This is a genomic window from Herbidospora cretacea (genome assembly GCF_001570605.1).
Lineage (GTDB): Bacteria > Actinomycetota > Actinomycetes > Streptosporangiales > Streptosporangiaceae > Herbidospora > Herbidospora cretacea.
Genome location: NZ_BBXG01000012.1, coordinates 41,697 through 58,197, shown reverse-complemented (window position 1 = coordinate 58,197; position 16,501 = coordinate 41,697). Strand labels below are relative to the sequence as shown.

Sequence of the window (16,501 nt, the reverse complement as noted above, 5' to 3'; positions counted from 1 at the left end):
TGGGGTGAAGATCAGAACAGGGAGAGGCTGGGGATGAGCCGTCGCGCGGCTTCGATCAGCCGTTCGGTCGTGGCCACGGCAGCCTCGGCCTCGGCCGGCTCGACGTCATCGCCGGGATGGGTCGGATATTCGATCTCGTTACGTCGGCGGCGCAGCGCACCGAAGTCCCTGAAGACGCCACCGAACTGGGCTCGGAGCACTTCCTCCACCACATAGTGCCCACCCGTGGTGGTGGGCCGGAGGCCCTGGTGCACGAGCACCGCCGTACAGGCGTGCCGAGCCGCGTCATAGGAGAGGATGAAGGCGCTGCCGGGATCGTCCGCGATCCCCTGCGCGGTGCGCACCGTGACCTGGGCACGTTCGACCCACGCGGTGCCATCGGCGGCCGACCCGGTGACCTTCTGCAGCCGCCCCTCCGCCAGCAGGCGCTCCACCTGCGCCTCGCCCTGGCTCCAGCGCATCAGCCCTCCCCTTCGGGGAGGTGCTTGACCCAGGCGACCGGCGACTCTTTGATCTGCTGGACAAGAGGATCCGAAGACCGCGTCCAACGCTCACGGTTGAGCAGGACGGGATTGACCGGGATCCCCAGCTCTCCCTCCACCCGCTCGGCGGCCTCATACACATCAGCTCGGGGCAGCGAGCCCACGACCAGGACGTCGACGTCATTCGGCGGCGGACCCACCTCGCCGAGATACCTGCTCGCCCAGGAGCCGAAGATCGCCACCGCCTCCGTCCCAGCAAGCCCGGCGAACTCCCGCTCGACAAGAAGATGAGGACCGAAGGCCAACGTCAGCAGCTCGGTGAGTGGTCGCGCATAACGCCCAGGCACCCTGGCCCGGATCACATGAGCTCTGCCGACACTGCGCCCGTCCAGCAGGCCGGCCTCCAGCAGGCGATTGACTTCCCGCTGCATCGTGGTCAGTGGAACCCCGATCCGCTCGGCAAGCTCGGTGATCGTGAACTCGCGATCAGGCTGAAGATAGAGCAGGGTGAGCAGATCCGCTTGATGCCGCGACCGGAAGATCGGCAGCAACGGAGGACTCTTGCTACGCATAGATGAAAGATATCACCCACCTATGCGTAGCATCGGACAATCCTTGATCGCGGCGGCCACATGCCCGCCGCAGGTAATGCGAGCACGGCAAGTGGCCCAGCTACGGATGACGACTATTTGCTCAATGATTTCTCTGGATGCCGAAGCATGGTCGATGGGCTCAAAGCCAATAACGAGCGAAGCGAGATCGATCCGAGCGAAGCGAGGCCTTCCCAGGGAGCACGAGGGGCGGAGCCCTTCGTCGAACCCGGAGCGAAGCGACGCGGGGACGCGAAGCGGCCAGGGGGAGCGCGAGGGGGCGAAGCCCTCTCGTATCGGGGGGTTCGGGGGGTCGTCCCCCCGTGCGCACGAACGAGAGAGGCCCGTGGCCGATGCCCCGAAGGGGCAACAACCACGGGCCATCCCGAGCGAGTGGAGCTATGGGGATTCGAACCCCAGACCCCTTCCATGCCATCGAAGCCGGTGAGTCGATCTAGGTCGCGGCGAGTCGGACGGACAGCCTCTCACCTGCGTCAACGCTCTGATGGAGTCGCAGCGGGTCTGCGGGAGTCAGATGGTGTTGGCTCCCCGAATTGGCTCCTCCACAAGCGAGAGAAGCCTTTCCAGCAACCAGATCAAATCGACGACACCGTCGCTGGACGGAGTCAGGTGCCCCGAGGACGCTTTGCGTCTAACGCCGTCCCAACTGCGTGGTGTCAACGACACCACCCGGCACACGTGGACCTCGGCGACGAGTGGCCTCCGAGGTAAGAAAGACATTCCCGAAAGTAAGCCTTACGTGGCCGTCACCATGCGACGCGATGACAGCCAGCGAAAAATGTCAGTGCCGACATGCATCATCGAGAGATGGACAAAAAGACATCCAACGAAGATCGAGCACTTCACCCAAAGACTTTCGTCGAGCTTGCAATGGATCATCAACGTGATTACGCCGCCTACTACGTTGCAACGCACCGCAGAAGGCGCACCATTTCATGGATACTCGCAACGATATTTGCATCCTATGCACTATCGATGGTGATCCATCTTCCGCCGTCCGAGACAAGTCCAGCATGGATTCAAGTCGCTATATTCGCCGTCTCGACAGTTCTACTCCCGCTCAGCCTGGCCGCTAACGCAGCAGAAAAGGCCAAAGAATGGACTGCTAATTTTACACTATGGCTCGCAGCATGGATCTTCCCCACGATAAATACGGCATCACTATTGATCGACATACCAACAGGGCCAGCTAGCTTGCATCAAATTTCCGGAGTGCTGGCGAGCATCTCAATGATCGCCGTTCTCGCAATCGGTCTGCGAATTCCAGAAAGCCCCTTCCTGGACTGGGATACCGTATTCGAGGACTATATATCGAATGTCGGTACTGCGACAGGCGGGGCATCGGCAGAAGCGATTCTTGCCAACTACCGCGACGCAGAGTTCATGGCTGCAGCATGGCTGCGTAGGTTTGGGTATCGAGATGCGAAAGCTGTTCCACCTGGTCCTGACGGAGGTGTTGATGCACGCGCAAATCGAGCCATTGCCCAGGTAAAATTTTGGCGTGACAAGCGTGTAGGGATTGGTGATGTCCAACGTCTATCAGGAACTGCCAAACCTGGGCAGGCAGCCTATTTTTTTGCCGCCTTCGGCTACACAAAGAAAGCAGAAGAGTGGGCACGCGACCCCGAAACCAATGTGGCCCTGTTTCTAATTAGATCCGATGCAAGCCTAGTTGCAAAGAACTACCTCGCAAGGCGAGCAATCTGGAAGTCCCGCACTATGCTACCGAGCGCATTCAGAGAACCAGGTTCCTTAAGAAGCAAGATCGTCATTTCTACCGTCTCCCTGGTCGGCCTGATCTTCTTCACTTCCCTCCTCGCTTATCTATCCATTACGCAAGCCTCATTCGGAGCACTAATTTTCGCCATCGTCATGTTATTGATTTACATCTACCTATTCTTCGCCACCTTACATCGCGATATAGCTCGGCTCAGATCAGCTATTAGCCGATGGCGCACAGGAGAGGGCTGGCCAAAATGGCGAGAGATCATCCAGGTTGACCTCATCGAATATCCCGATGCCAACCTTCCTCCAGACCAGTTCTATGGTTACGACGATGCAAAACTCCGCGCCTTCTGCATTTTAGCTGACACTGTTTTGATCTTCAGAAGAACTAGTTCGGTCTTGAAAAGACGCATTCGACTGTAGTATCGCACGCCCCGACAGAGGTGGAACTTACTTTTAGCAGCACTCACTTCATGTCGAGACGGACGCGCACTCGCCTTCGGCAGTTAACTTCCGCTATGGCGCGAGCTAAAGAAGCGACCAGAGGCCGTATTTTAACAGGCCTTAGAACAGCTACCACCGACGCCATTTTTCCGACCTTCAGAAACCAACGAAGGTTAGCCACCAAAATGCCCGCTGGTTTGGACCTCACTCCAAGGTGCTTTGCCACTCCCCCTACGCACCAGCAGTGCCTTCCGCTGCGCTCAGAGAAGCTTTGAGCCCAGGTCATTGGCCGGGGTTTTTATCCGTAGATTCTTCTAGCTGCAATTCACGCTTCCGTTGCTCATCCTTCAGCTCTTCCATGTTCTGAGCAAATCGTTTGAGCACTAATGCTTCATCCTCCTCGTCGTATTCGCTAATCCGGAGCTCTACAGCTTTTAGATGTCGCTTCATCGCGTCAGCCGTCTGCTGTTGAGTCGTTCTGCGTTCACGGAACTTGAAGAATCCCGCAGCAGCTGCAGCGACACTGACGAGTCCACTTGAGATAGCAGTGATGAGGCGCACTACAGGTTGATCACCACCACCTACCGCTATGCCTGCCAGGCTCGTAGAGACTACGGAGCCAAGGATCACTATCCACTGCAGGATATTGGCATAACGCTGGTTACGTCGCGCATGGCGACTCAGCTCATCGATATCACTGGAAGCGATTAGGCGATAAATGCGAAGGGCTGAGATCGGATTAGCCTCCTCCCTCGCAGCCAAGTGGAGTTGTTCTGTCTCAAGCGTTCGAAGCGTGTGTACATTTTCGGATACTTCAGGACGGAGCTTTATAAGGTATCCAGCAGCCAAAAATGTTGAGATAGCTGCCGCAGCAAACCCTATAAGGGTAAAGGGCGTTCGATAGTTGGTCCAGATCCCAATAAACATGGCGCTGCCAAGGAACGCAGCCGCCACCAGACTTGCGATAAGCCATATCGCCTGAAGAAGTCTCGTGGTTCGAAGATTGCGCAGTGTCGACTGTTGTTGAACGATCTTACGTTCTGATTCACGCCGCTCAGCGTCGAGATCTCCTACTGTATTATTGCCAGAGCGAGCCGGCACGACATCACTCATATGCCCCCTCTTTCATTACCTCACGCGCACAGGTCCCTACATCGCTGCACTCACGAGTGCATCGCTAAAGAACCTTGGATCGTAACGCGTGCGATCACATTGTTACCTTCCGCATGAGTTGAGGTGGCTCTGCGCGAGAACATCACCCGAGTTCCTGCGCAAGGTGCGACGTGGCAGGCCGTTCGAGCGAAGCGAGGCCCTGCCAGGGAGCGCAAGGGTCGGGGCCCTTCGCCCGGGAGCAAGGCGACCCAGGGCGAAGCGATGCGAGAGGCGCGCAAGCGCACCAAGGGGAACGCGAGGGGCGCAGCCATCTCTTATCGGGGGTTCGGGCGTCGGTCCCTCCTATGGCCAAACGCGAATGGCCCGTGATAGTCGCTGGCTCGCGCGACTCACTGCGACCCCTGCGCTCTTCCCCTGCCAGCAACTTGGACTACGGCCACACAGCCCTCTTCTTTGATCTTGAGAGCTTTCGCACTGCGACATCAATGGGTTCCTGAACAGGCAAGCAGGTTGGCAACAGAACGGACAGGTCGGCATTTATCGACTGAGTCGGGATCGAATGGACCTCTTTCGCCCTGCCCGGCATGACCGTTACAGGAGTATCATCATTGATCATGTGACTGTGGCGTGAATTACGTGGGGCAGAGTTCACACCACTACTACATTTGCTTACAGGGAATCGAGATGGAAGTCAGGGGATCGGCCGTGCAACTGGACCTCAATCAGAAATGGACTCTCGCTGAGCCTATCGGCAAGGGAGGTTTTGGCCAGGTCTACGCCGCCAAGGCAACCTCGGGTCAGAGCGCGGCTGCAAAATTCATCCCCAAGGCATCAGGCGCACAGCGGGAGCTTTTGTTCGTGCAGCTCGACGGCATCCGTAACGTGGTGCCGGTGATCGACAGCGGCGACACACCCAATGCCTGGGTGATCATTATGCCGCGAGCGGAGAAGTCTCTGCGCCAATACCTAGATGAAACTGACGGCCCACTCAGCCTCGCTGAGAGTGTCGCTATTCTGTCGGATATTGCCGAGACGCTCGTCGACCTGGACGGCAAGGTGGTCCATCGCGATCTCAAGCCGGAGAATGTGTTGCTCCTGGATGGGCGGTGGTGTCTGGCGGACTTTGGGATTTCCCGTTATGCCGAGGCAACTACTGCTCTGGACACCCGGAAATACGCTATGTCGCCGCCTTACTCAGCCCCTGAACGATGGCGAAACGAACGAGCTACGATCGCAACTGACGTCTACTCATTGGGCATCATCGCCTACGAGTTGGTGTCTGGTGCGTGGCCCTTTAACGGTCCAGACATGCACGATTTTCGCGATCAGCACCTTCATGCAGATCCCCGACACTTGACCTCCCATCCGGCATCCCTAAGTGCACTAGTTGAAGAGTGTCTATATAAAGCCGCTGAAGCGCGCCCTCGGCCAAGTAATGTCCTGGCACGTCTCGCCGGAATCTCAGCGAAAGAACCTGCTGGCGGTCTCGCAAGGTTGCAGGAGGCAAACCGTGCCGAGGTTATGCGCCGTAGCGAATCAGAGCGGCAACTGTCGCAGGGTCGCACCGAAAGCGAACGGCGAAACGCACTCACCGAAGCAGCCTCCAAGAGCCTGGCTAGAATCTCCGACACCCTGAAAGAGGCGATCATCCGGGCCGCTCCATCTGCAACTGTTCGGGCCGGACATGGCGACGGATGGTCGATTACCCTGAATCAGGCCAATCTTGCGATGTCCACTATCACCAATACGGAAGCCGCGCCATGGGGATCGTGGACGCCGCCCGCTTTCGACGTTATCGCGCACGCCGCCATCGGAATCCGTCTCCCGTCGAATCGCCATGAATACGATGGCCGGAGTCATTCTCTCTGGTATTGCGACGCCCAGAATGAAGGCCAGTACCAATGGTCCGAAACAGCCTTCATGTATTCGCCTCTCATGGCGAAGCGAGGTCGCCTTGACCCCTTCATGCTAGAGCCAGGAGAAGAGTCGGCAAAAGCACTCTGGAGCGGTATGGCCGAATGGCAAGCCGCTTGGCCGTTCACACCTTTGATCGTTGGCGAACTCGATGAATTCATCGACAGATGGGCTAGCTGGTTCGCAGATGCAGCGGAGGGGCGACTAAGCCACCCCAGCCACATGCCAGAGCGAGAGCCTCAGGGAAGTTGGAGACGAAAGTAGGCGGAACTCAAACACGCAAGCCAGCCCGCGCCGTTGGCGCGGGTTTTGGTCGTAATGCCCCGATATTTTCGGTTTCCTACTCCGTGATCCGTGACGGCATGTCTTCCGGACGGGCGACGTAGGTCCCCTTCGCCGGCAAGGTGACCACCAGTCCTCGATCGCGAAGGTCCTCGACTGCGCGTCGCGCGGTCCCTAGTGCGACGCCATAGTCTGCGGCGAGATCCCTCTCTCCGGGAAGCCGCGAACCCGGCGCGAGTTCGCCAGCCTCGATCCGTGCAGCAATATGGTCAGCCACCCGCGCGTAGACGTACGTGGCGGGCCCGGGTGCATCGGGGTCATACGGCGGCACAGCACTCATACTGATCACCCTAGAACGCCCCTGAGCTGCATAGACGTGCATGACGCGGCATACCGCTATACACCGCTGTATATGCCGGTCTATGCTCTGCGGCGGGCGGTGACGAGCCCTTGGAAGGTCCGCACTTCCACCTGATCAGGCCCGTCGGCTTCTGGCGTCACCCAAGGTCGGCGGGCCGCCCGGCATGGTGACGCATGACCCCTGACCAGCTCAGAGAGCACTACCCGGAGTGGACGATCTGGGAGCTGGGAGGCATCTGGTACGCGACGGGTGCTTGCCCGGCTCAGTTCTGCAAGTGCCGCCGCACTCTGCACAGCCCCACGCTCGCCCGCCTCGCCCAAGTCCTTGCGGAAGCCCTTCAACCAGCGAGCGGGAGCAGGTGATCTCGATGAAGCTCCAACAACCCGGCGACGCTTCGACGATGCCCGTTCCCTACATCACCGCCTATTCAGGCGAGACCGACCCGTCTCCGCTGGTCTTCACCAAGAACCACCTTGGCGCGCTGCGGCTTGCCTACGAGCATGCGCGTGACGACGACAGGCGTCTCGGAGTGCTTCGCGCTCGCGCCGGTCAATCTCGTGAAGGTCGGCCCATCTGGGGATCACCGAACGTGCGCCGCCAATGGGAGTGCATGGAGAACCTTCTGTGCCAGGTCTGTGGCTGCCCTGCCACGGACGACAGATCGGGAAGGGTCCCGTGGCTCGTCACCGACGGGAATTTCCGCCGTACAGGGATCGACGGCGGCCAGACCGCCACGCCGCCGACCTGTCTTGACTGCATGCCTCTGGCGCTCTCCCTCTGCCCTCACCTTCGTGACACGCCGGCGGTCTACATGGTGGGCAAGGCCAACCCGGTGAGCGTTCTAGCTCACGTCTACACGCCCGCAGGAGACGGTTACGCGGCTTTCACCGGCGAACACAACGTTGAGCTTCCCCTGTCGGGGAGCGATCTTCTGTCGTACGCCGTCGCTCACCGACTCGTGATGTCCATGAGCGAGATCACGCCTATCTGGCGGGTCGCATAGTCCTCCGGCGGGGCCGCTTCGAGGTCACCGCTCAGGCAGCCCCGCCGGAGCACTACCTCATCAATGATCATTCGTGATCTTGAGCGCAGTGATGATCGTCTGCGCGGCCGTCTCGACATCCATCAGGTGTGTCTCAACGCAGAGATGGAACGTGTGCCCGTCGTCGTGGGTCTGGAGATCGGCAAGGGTCTCGTCCCACGCCCGCAAGCGTTCAGGGGTGTCCACGTCCCCCCGCTGACGGGAACGCTGTTCGCAGACCTCCCGGGAAACATTCAGCCGCACCCGGAACCACGTCTCCGGATCGCTCGCGCTGAGGGCCCGCACGTCCGGGATGTTCCCCATGTGGACAACGGGCGTCTCCCCACCCGTGAGCATGGCCGTGACGTCGGCCTGGTCGACGGCGTAAACGTTGCCGTATCGCCGAGTCTCGACGGCTAATCGCCCCTCCCGGCGCAACGCGTCGAGCTGCTCGCGGCTCACGGGCTGATACCCGACCGACCGGCCACCACCGATCTTGAGTTTCCTCAGGTACGTGAACCGCCCGTCGATCTGAGATAGGGCCGCCGTGATCGTGTCCTTGCCACTGGTCGGGGGCCCGTACAGGATGATCGCCCGCAGCGTCATGGGAGCAGCCGGCGCAACGTCTCGCGCGTACGGTCGGCGGTGGCTATCGCCATCCCATAGCGGTTGTCCACCGTGACATGAACCCCGGGCGGGCTGTTCTCCGTGTCGATGGAGTTGGCGTAGTCATCCCAGTTCTGAAGCTTCCAGGTGTCGCGCGGCGCGGACCGGAACTCCATGTACTCACGCATGGAATCCACGTCGCACCGCACCCAGATAACGGCAACCTCGACGCCCTTGGCCGCGCACCGGTTCTCCAGCCTCTTCAACCAAGCCTCTTGCTTGAGTTCGGAGATGAACGGCGCGGAGAGAACCGTGGAGACCCCACAGTCGAGATTGTCGTAAGCGGTCTCCATCAGACACCGATACTCCAACGGCCGGACCTCACTTAAATAAAGCTCTGAGTGCCGGTCGTTCGGATCGCCACCTAGAGAAACCAGAAGCCGTTCAGCGATTCCCCGCGTCATGGAGTCCTTGTCCAGGAACGCCCATCCGGTGATATCGCTGAGAAAGCGCGCGAACTCCGTCTTCCCCGATCCGGCATACCCGCCGACCAGGGTGAGCGTCTTCTTCTGCGAAGCCCCGATGACGAACCGCGACCCCCAGGCGTCGAGAACCCGCGCTTCGAGCACGGCCCGCATGGTCCCGTCGCCCTCGCTCACCCCGCTCGCGATGCGCTCCAGAGCTTCGGTTATGGCCCGCGCGGCCTCCTTCTGAAAGGCCGGCTCCGACACGATCCCCGGCACGTTCAGCACCGGCACGGAGCCGGACACGTCGCCAGGCTTGGCCCGGAACCCCAACGTGAACTCGTCGCTCTGATAGAGCAGCGAGTATGCGCGCCGGTAGTGGACGTGCGGGTAACTCTCCCCGCGCTCGTGCTTCCCGATGGTCTGGAAGTTGGCCGCGAGGTTCCAACTGTGCTGCTCACCGATGTTGCGCAACTGCTCGCCAGCCGCTTCGAGCGTGAGCCCGGCAGCCTCGCGATGTTCCCGCAGCTTGGACGGCTGCCACCCAGCATGCTTGACCTGCATCCGCCGGTTCCTCCTGTAGGTCACCGCTACTCGGGATGATCGGAAGTGCAGCCGCGATACTACGGCCCGACATAGGCCCGAGCCAGAGGAACGCCCAACTCGTCTAGTTCGCGTATAAAGCCACTAGACGACAAGGCTAAGAACCGGGCTAGGGATTAGTGATGGGGGTTTTCACGGGATTTCGGTGAACTTGAGGCACGCCAGAAACAAGGACTGGCGAACCTCAGGAGGTGATCCGAGAAATGACCTACGACCCCAGAGAATTCCAGGCCCGCGAATTCGTCTCCGGATTGCGCCGGCTGGCGTATTTCCTCGAAAGGAATCGCGCACTCCCCTCCCCGCTCAACGTCGACATGATCGTCTTCCCGCGAGGCGAGACCGACGAAGCACGCTGCGCGGAGGTCACCCGGATCGGTGCCGCCCTCCGGAGCGAGGTCCACCACGACCACCACGGAAGCGGACACTGCCGGACCACCAAGAGTTTCGGCGGAGTCAGCTACACGGCCGTGGCCATCTCGACCAGAGCCCGCGCCCGACACGAAGCCCTCATGTCCTACGACGGCTCGATCCACCCCACCGACGCGGACGCGTGGTGACGAGCCCGATGCGAATCCCCGGAACACGCGGCCACCGATGCCGCTGCGGAGGAGTCGCCGATCTCGGCTCCATCGTCTGCCGCAAGTGCCTCGCCCGCTACCGCTGGCGCCGCCGCAAGGCCCCCTACCCCGGAGAGGAGGACCTCCCGTGTTCCTGATCATCGCGTTCGGTGGCGCGGTCGGCCTCGTGACCGCCGTCGTGGCCGTGCTGTGCATGTCCGCCGAGATCCGCCGCGACGACCGCACCCGCGTCAGCATCCACCACGCCCCCGACTCCGCTCCCTGCGCCATGACGCGACGGGTCTCGGGACTGGTCGTCCTCGACCCGTCGCCGACAGCCCTGAGGAGGAGGTGAATCCTCTTGGTGGTCTCCGTCTCCCTGGTCCTGCTGCTTGGTGTCGCCCTGCTGATCGCGCTCCGCTACACCCGGCTCCGGCTCTGGCACGCGGCGGTGAGCGTGGCGTTCGGCTTCTGTCTCGGCAAGTCCGTGGCAACGCCCGAGTTCCAGAACGTCATGAGCACGCTCGCCAGAGTCTTCAGGCTCCTCATCGGCTGAACGTCCACATCGTCAACGCTCCCGGGGCCACGCGCCCCGGGAGGAAAGGGGGTGGTCATCACGTCGACCACACGGCCCATCCGACAGCCCGACCTTCAGGAGGTCCGCGACCACCACGCCTACCTCATCCGGCTCGCCGACCAACCGTCCGCGCGCCCCTTCGTCTCCGCTCTCCTCACCACTCCCCACGGGTCGGCCCTCGCCAGCGTCCTCATCGCTGTTCCCGACCTGTGCGACGAGATCGAGGGACTGCGCGAGGCATTGACCGCGATCCGGCTCGACCACGACAACCTGACCGCTGCCGTCCGCGCCACCCTCGCCGCCCACCGCGAGGGCGAAGACAATCCGCTCTACTACGTGCGGGACGAACTGTCGGCTCAGCGTGGCGAGATTCCATGAGGGCCCGTCACCTGTCCCGTTCCCAGGTACGCCGCATGCGCCGGTACGGCGTCGAGCCGATGTTGATGATCGACGCGAACATGCAGTTCGGGCCTCTCGCCGTCACGGTCATCGTCTCGTGGCTGTGGCGACGACGGTCTGAACTGGGCCCACTGCTGATCTCCGGACTGACCGTGCTCACGGGTGCCATCGTGCACGTCACCCGCCCGGAATGGGCTCAACCGATCATCGTCAGTACCGGCGTTGCCGTCGCCCTGGTCGCCATGCTCGGAGGTACGGCGCTTCGTCTACGCGTCAGCGAACGCGTGTACGCGGCGCTCACCGTCGCATGCGCCGGGAGCTGGATCGCGTTCGCCGCCGCGCACGGCCCATTCAATCCGCCGATGCCCGCGCTCCTGGCGGCGGGAACGCTGGTTCTGGCGTTGCCATGGTGGGTCCATCGTCGCCGACGTACCCGGGTGCGCGTTGAACGCACGTTGGCCGCGTGGCCGGAGATCTCCCACGCCATCGGCCTGACCGGTTCCCGGGTGCAATCGGCGTTCGTCGACCTGTGGGGCTACCGCGCCCGCATCGGCCTCGCCCGTGGTCAGACCGTGGAACACGCTATGGGCCGCATCCCCGAGATCGAGTCAGCGCTGGGAACCCGCCGTGGTGCCGTGCGTGTCCAGCCGATTCCCGAGCGAGCCAACCGGATGGAAATCCGGGTGATCGAGACCGACCCGCACGCCGACGCCATCGGCTGGACCGGCCCGTCCGTCACCTCGATCACCGACCCGATCGAACTGGGCGTCTTCGAAGACGGCACCCCGGTACGGGTGTCGTTCCTTCGTCGGCACGGGCTGTTCGGTGGCGTCTCCGGATCGGGCAAGAGCGGCGGACAGAACGTCCTACTCGGCAACCTCACCGCGTGTACCGACGCGATCGTGTGGGGCGTCGACCTCAAACGCGGCATGGAGCTGCTCCCGTGGGCATCCTGCCTCGACCGCATCGCCACCACTCCGCGGGAAGCCGAAGCACTGTTCCGCGATGCCGTCGCCGTCCTCGACGGCCGCGCCGAGATGCTCGCCATGCAGGGGCTACGGGTCTGGGAACCCACCCCCGATGCGCCAGCGCTCGTCATCGTCACCGACGAGTACGCCGAACTGTCCGACGAAGCGCCCATAGCGCTGGCGCACGCCGATTCAATCGCCCGACGTGGCCGCGCCCCCGCCGTGCAACTCGTCATCGCCACCCAACGCCCATCACAGAAGACCATGGGCAACAGCGCTGTGCGCTCCCAGATGGACATCAGAGTCAGCTACCGCGTCCGCGAACGCCGTGACGTCGATCTGATCCTGGGACAGGGCATGTACAAGGCCGGCTGGCACGCCGACAAGCTCGACGCCCCCGGCAAGTTCCTCATCAGCTCACCCGAGCACGACATCCCTCGCCGCGCACGCGGCTACCTCCTCGAAGACGACACCGTCCAACGCGCCGCACTACGTCACGCCGACCGACGCCCCACCCTCGATGAGGTATCGCGCCAGGCGCTCGACAACGTCCACCCCGACGAGCCACGCGAACAGCCCAACCGCAAGAGCGCCCACGACGCCGACGCGGCTCTACTGGCCGCCCTGAACGACGCTCCCGACGAGGGAATCGGATTGGCGGATCTGCTGTCAGCGACCGGCATGAGCCGCGCCACGCTCTACCGCCGTCTCGCCCAACTCGAAGACGAGGGACGCGCCCGACAGACCAGACGCGGACGCTGGCGCGCGACCGACAGTCATCACAACCCGTAATCGTCTCAACGTCTCAATGTCTCATCGTCTCGCGCGCGTCTGCACATAGGCGTGAGACAAGCGCTGAGACGAACCGGTGAGACAAGCACACACCGTAACCAAGAGAGGTGATCGCCACACGACAACCAGACACCCCCGGGCGACGATCCCGGGGAAGGGAGGTGATCCATCATCCAGGCGTACACGGTCGAACAGGTCGCCGAGATCCTCAACATCGGACGCGACAAGGTCTACGCGCTTCTCCGTACGAGGCAACTCAACAGCATCAAGATCGGGAAGCTCCGCCGCATCACCGACCAGCACCTTGCCGACTTCGTGGCCTCACTCGAAGAGATCCCATAGGAGAGTAGAGCGGTATAGAGCAGTATGCAGCGTCCTGACGCTGTGCTACGTTGCGCTACAGACCCACAGCACGCCGACCGGAGAAGAGTCCGAAGGGGCCGACGCCAGACACCTTCGGACAACTCCGCCGGCAAGTACGCACCCCAACCCGTCCCATCACCAACCGCGAGAGGAGCCCCCGTGTCGAGCGACCGAACCACGCTGCCGGCCGTGCGGGTCAGCACCGCGCTCAAAGCGAGGCTTGCCCGCTACGCCGAGTCGCAGGAACGCGACGCGTCATGGGTGATCCGGAAGGCGATCGAGGAGTACCTCACCCGTCACGAGGAGGAATGACATGTCCAAGATCATGATCGGGAAATACGAAGGGACCATCTACGAAGAAGGCACCGGCTACACCGGAGCGATCTCCCTCGGGTTCTCCGCCGACGGAAAGCGAATCCGGATCAAGCGCAAGGCCAGGACCAAGACCGAGGTCAAAGACAAGCTGATCGCGGCGGTCAAGGACCTGGAGAGCGGCGTGAGGAGCCCGGAGAACTACACCGTCCGCAACGCGGTTGAGGACTGGTTCGCCACCGGTCTCAAGAAGCAGAGCGAGAGCACGATCAGCAAGCTGAAGACCCTCGCCGGCAAGCACGTCCTTCCCCAGATCGGCAAGGCACGGATCAGCAAGCTACGGGCCGACGACGTAGACAAGTGGCTCGAAGGACTGACCGGCACCCTCGCGACGGGAACGCTGGTCGCCGTTCACTCGATCCTGAAGCGAGCCATTCGGCACGCCCAAGCGCGTGATCTCGCGTCCCGCAACGTCGCGGAACTCGTGATCACTCCCAAGGGCAGGACCGGACGCCCGAGCAAAGCGCTGACACTGCCTCAGGCGTCGGCCCTGTTATCGGCGGCGAAGACGTCGCCGCTTCACGCCTACGTAGTCGTCAGCCTGACCACGGGAATCCGTACCGAAGAAGCCCGCGCTCTCCGCTGGGATCACGTGGTGACCTGGGTCCCGCAACTCAAAGCCTGGCGACCGGTGCTTGAGGCCGGTTTCGACCACAAGCGGTTCGCCATCTACGTGTGGCGGGCCGATCGCGTCGGCGGTGACACGAAGACGCGCCGGTCACGGCGTTCGCTGGAACTGCCCAACGAGGCGGTCTCCGCTCTCCGGGAGCACCGCACCCGCCAAGCCGCTCTACAGCTCAAAGCCGGGACGCGCTGGCAAGACACCGGCCTGGTCTTCTGCACCGGCACAGGAACGGCGCTGGACGCCCACAACGTCCGCCGCTCGTTCCGCGCCATCGTCAAGAAAGCGAACCTCGAAGGTGACTGGGTTCCCCGCGAACTCCGTCACTCGTTCGTCTCGATCATGAGTGACAACGACGTACCGATCGAGACCATCGCCGATCTCGTCGGCCACGCCGGCGCACGCGTCACCGAACAGGTCTACCGCCACCAGTTGAAGCCCGTGATCACTGCGGGAGCCGGAACGATGAACAAGGTTCTCGGCAAGAAGTCCAAGTCCGCCTGAGGTGGCTCCCCGTTTGGCTCCCCGCGACCCCGAAGATCGAAAAAGGGGCTCCGGATACTCTCCGAAACCCCTGCTGACCTGCTTCGATTCTGTGGAGCTATGGGGATTCGAACCCCAGACCCCTTCCATGCCATGGAAGTGCGCTACCAGCTGCGCTATAGCCCCGCCGCACTCGCTCACCGCGAAGTGCTCCGCCAGCATAGCGGATTCCGGAACGACCGGTGAACGCGATCTCCCCGCCGGCAAATCCCCTCGCCCCCACCCCGGTCCGGCCCCTACCGTTGATCCCGGTGCCAGCATGTCAGGGGCGCACCGGCATCGCCGGACCGCGTTCCCCGTATCGCGCCGCACCTCCTTCTGGCGGTCATATGACCAAGGGTTCGATTCCCTGTGGTGACCTCCGGCGGGCCGTGTTCATGCGGTGTGCGGGCCCTGCGGGCTCCCGTCTGCGGACGGGTGCGCCCCCGCCTGACCTCCGCGCGGCCCCCGGAGGCCGTCCTGACCAAGTACCGAAAAGGGGTGTTGAAAATGGCGAAGATCACAGTGATGGAGTGGCAGCGCGTGTTGTCGTTCCGTGACGGCAGGTTCGAGCGGGTGCTGGAGCCGGGCCGTCACCGGTACAGCCCTCGACGGACGTCCCACGTCACGGTCGACGTCAGGCCCCAGCTGGTGCAGGTCCCCGGTCAGGAGGTCCTGACGCGCGACGGCGTCTCGATCCGGGTGTCGGCGACGGCGTCGTGGCGGGTGGCCGATCCGGTCGCGTACACGAACGGTGTGTCGAACCCCGTCCAGGTCCTCTACGCCTCCCTGCAGGAGGCGATCCGGGTCATGGTGTCGGGGCTCGATCTGGCCACGCTGCTGGCCGACCGGCCGTCGCCGGACATCGGGCCGGTACGCGCGGAGCTCACCCCCCTGGGCGTCGAGGTCTCCGATTTCCGGACGCGTGACCTGATGCTCCCCGGGGAGCTGCGGCGGGCCGCCATGGACGCGGTCGTGGCGCGTGAGCGGGGCAAGGCGGTGCTGGAGGAGGCCCGGGCGGAGGCGGCGGCGCTGCGTTCGCTGGCGAACACGGCGCGGCTGCTGGAGGAGCACCCGGCGCTGCTGCAACTGCGCACGCTGCAGGTGGCGGCGGAGCGGTCGACGACGCTGGTCATCGATCCCCGCACCCCGACGACACCCTGACCTACGGGAGTCCGAGCAGGCGCCGCCACCACGCCCGTGGCGGCGGCGCCGCGACGGGCGTTCCCGGCGGTGCGGGTGAGTGGGCGGCGCGCCAGTCGGCGATCGCGGCCTCCTCGTCGATGAGGGGGACGATCACGGGCGGGCCCGCCATCGGGTGGCGTACCGCCTCCTTGATCCGCTCGTTCATGTCCTCGACGAGGGCGCGGGCCTTGGCCTCGGTGGGGGCGGCGACGGCGGCGGCGCGGACCTTCTCGGCCTCGCGTCGCAGGCCCAGGCCGCCGGGGAGCGGGAACTCGAGGCCCTCCTCGTCGAGTTTGCGCTTGACCCAGCCCATCTCGTCGTCGCGGCGGCGCGGCAGGGGCTTCCCGGCGCCCGGCAGGTCGTCGAACTCGCCGCGCGCGGCGGCCTCGCGGATCTGCCGGTCGATCCAGGTCTCGAAGTTCATCCCGACGGGTTTGCGCTCGGTCACGCCGACCTCCCGGACATCAGGTTATCCGCCCGATTCGTGTCACGTCCCGGTCGGGTGATACGTCTGGAGG

General features: G+C 63.0%; 19 protein-coding genes and 1 tRNA gene. 12 read left to right on the top strand and 8 right to left on the bottom strand.

Annotated elements, in window-relative coordinates; genetic code table 11:
• Positions 1 to 11: 11 nt before the first annotated feature.
• Complete coding sequence (locus AW270_RS23340) at positions 12 to 461, bottom strand: hypothetical protein (protein ID WP_061297297.1); 450 nt, start codon at positions 459 to 461, stop codon at positions 12 to 14.
• Positions 461 to 1,054 carry an ArsR family transcriptional regulator gene (locus tag AW270_RS23335; protein WP_063819306.1) on the bottom strand — a complete coding sequence of 198 codons (594 nt, stop codon included), beginning with the start codon at positions 1,052 to 1,054 and terminating at the stop codon, positions 461 to 463. Before AW270_RS23335 ends, AW270_RS23340 begins: the two co-directional genes overlap by 1 nt.
• An 846-nt stretch (positions 1,055 to 1,900) precedes the next feature.
• Here AW270_RS23335 and AW270_RS37950 point away from each other — a divergent pair.
• Positions 1,901 to 3,241, top strand: coding sequence for a restriction endonuclease (locus AW270_RS37950; protein WP_169807359.1), 1,341 nt, complete (start codon positions 1,901 to 1,903; stop codon positions 3,239 to 3,241).
• Positions 3,242 to 3,544: 303 nt separating this feature from the next.
• Here the strand turns inward: AW270_RS37950 and AW270_RS37945 are convergent, their stop codons facing one another.
• Positions 3,545 to 4,375 carry a DUF4231 domain-containing protein gene (locus AW270_RS37945; RefSeq protein WP_082801776.1) on the bottom strand — a complete coding sequence of 277 codons (831 nt, stop codon included), beginning with the start codon at positions 4,373 to 4,375 and terminating at the stop codon, positions 3,545 to 3,547.
• Positions 4,376 to 5,080: 705 nt separating this feature from the next.
• Here AW270_RS37945 and AW270_RS23325 point away from each other — a divergent pair.
• Positions 5,081 to 6,553 (top strand): serine/threonine-protein kinase, encoded by a 1,473-nt coding sequence (locus AW270_RS23325; protein ID WP_061297606.1) that lies wholly within the window; start codon positions 5,081 to 5,083, stop codon positions 6,551 to 6,553.
• 76 nt (positions 6,554 to 6,629) lie between these two features.
• Here the strand turns inward: AW270_RS23325 and AW270_RS23320 are convergent, their stop codons facing one another.
• On the bottom strand, positions 6,630 to 6,911 hold the full coding sequence (locus tag AW270_RS23320) for a winged helix-turn-helix domain-containing protein (protein WP_061297292.1): 282 nt from the start codon (positions 6,909 to 6,911) through the stop codon (positions 6,630 to 6,632).
• A gap of 379 nt (positions 6,912 to 7,290) precedes the next feature.
• Here AW270_RS23320 and AW270_RS38960 point away from each other — a divergent pair, with 379 nt between their 5' ends.
• Complete coding sequence (locus AW270_RS38960) at positions 7,291 to 7,935, top strand: hypothetical protein (RefSeq protein WP_157522443.1); 645 nt, start codon at positions 7,291 to 7,293, stop codon at positions 7,933 to 7,935.
• Between the two features lie 60 nt (positions 7,936 to 7,995).
• Here the strand turns inward: AW270_RS38960 and AW270_RS23310 are convergent, their stop codons facing one another.
• Together AW270_RS23310 and AW270_RS23305 are read right to left on the bottom strand one after the other, a co-directional pair.
• Entirely contained in the window at positions 7,996 to 8,559 is a 564-nt protein-coding gene (locus tag AW270_RS23310; RefSeq protein ID WP_061297288.1) for a hypothetical protein, read from the bottom strand.
• Positions 8,556 to 9,587, bottom strand: coding sequence for a P-loop nucleotide/nucleoside kinase family protein (locus tag AW270_RS23305; protein WP_061297287.1), 1,032 nt, complete (start codon positions 9,585 to 9,587; stop codon positions 8,556 to 8,558). Before AW270_RS23305 ends, AW270_RS23310 begins: the two co-directional genes overlap by 4 nt.
• Before the next feature lie 242 nt (positions 9,588 to 9,829).
• On the opposite strand from AW270_RS23305, the gene AW270_RS23300 reads away from it, so the two are divergent.
• The 8 genes from AW270_RS23300 to AW270_RS23275 all read left to right on the top strand — a co-directional run bounded on the left by AW270_RS23300 (position 9,830) and on the right by AW270_RS23275 (position 14,780).
• Positions 9,830 to 10,183 (top strand): hypothetical protein, encoded by a 354-nt coding sequence (locus tag AW270_RS23300; protein ID WP_061297284.1) that lies wholly within the window; start codon positions 9,830 to 9,832, stop codon positions 10,181 to 10,183.
• Between the two features lie 148 nt (positions 10,184 to 10,331).
• A complete protein-coding gene (locus AW270_RS23295) occupies positions 10,332 to 10,538 on the top strand; it encodes a hypothetical protein (RefSeq protein WP_061297281.1) in 207 nt (68 codons plus the stop codon).
• Positions 10,539 to 10,544: 6 nt separating this feature from the next.
• The gene (locus AW270_RS23290; RefSeq protein WP_061297278.1) at positions 10,545 to 10,739 is read left to right on the top strand and encodes a hypothetical protein; all 195 of its coding nucleotides are present in this window, start codon (positions 10,545 to 10,547) and stop codon (positions 10,737 to 10,739) included.
• A 51-nt stretch (positions 10,740 to 10,790) separates the two neighbouring features.
• On the top strand, positions 10,791 to 11,138 hold the full coding sequence (locus AW270_RS23285) for a hypothetical protein (protein ID WP_061297276.1): 348 nt from the start codon (positions 10,791 to 10,793) through the stop codon (positions 11,136 to 11,138).
• Positions 11,139 to 11,173: 35 nt separating this feature from the next.
• Positions 11,174 to 12,919: a helix-turn-helix domain-containing protein gene (locus tag AW270_RS23280; RefSeq protein ID WP_245674821.1), complete on the top strand. Its 1,746-nt coding sequence runs from the start codon at positions 11,174 to 11,176 to the stop codon at positions 12,917 to 12,919.
• 168 nt (positions 12,920 to 13,087) lie between these two features.
• On the top strand, positions 13,088 to 13,261 hold the full coding sequence (locus tag AW270_RS42160) for a helix-turn-helix domain-containing protein (RefSeq protein ID WP_082801794.1): 174 nt from the start codon (positions 13,088 to 13,090) through the stop codon (positions 13,259 to 13,261).
• A 180-nt stretch (positions 13,262 to 13,441) separates the two neighbouring features.
• Positions 13,442 to 13,594: a CopG family ribbon-helix-helix protein gene (locus AW270_RS39685; RefSeq protein WP_169807358.1), complete on the top strand. Its 153-nt coding sequence runs from the start codon at positions 13,442 to 13,444 to the stop codon at positions 13,592 to 13,594.
• 1 nt (position 13,595) lies between these two features.
• Entirely contained in the window at positions 13,596 to 14,780 is a 1,185-nt protein-coding gene (locus tag AW270_RS23275; protein ID WP_061297272.1) for a site-specific integrase, read from the top strand.
• 92 nt (positions 14,781 to 14,872) lie between these two features.
• Here AW270_RS23275 and AW270_RS23270 read toward each other — a convergent pair.
• A tRNA-Ala gene (locus tag AW270_RS23270) sits at positions 14,873 to 14,945 on the bottom strand.
• A gap of 363 nt (positions 14,946 to 15,308) precedes the next feature.
• Between AW270_RS23270 and AW270_RS23265 the strand changes: the two genes are divergently transcribed.
• Positions 15,309 to 15,962: a slipin family protein gene (locus tag AW270_RS23265; protein WP_061297270.1), complete on the top strand. Its 654-nt coding sequence runs from the start codon at positions 15,309 to 15,311 to the stop codon at positions 15,960 to 15,962.
• Position 15,963: 1 nt separating this feature from the next.
• Here the strand turns inward: AW270_RS23265 and AW270_RS23260 are convergent, their stop codons facing one another.
• Entirely contained in the window at positions 15,964 to 16,431 is a 468-nt protein-coding gene (locus AW270_RS23260) for a DnaJ family domain-containing protein (protein WP_061297268.1), read from the bottom strand.
• Between the last annotated feature and the right edge of the window lie 70 nt (positions 16,432 to 16,501).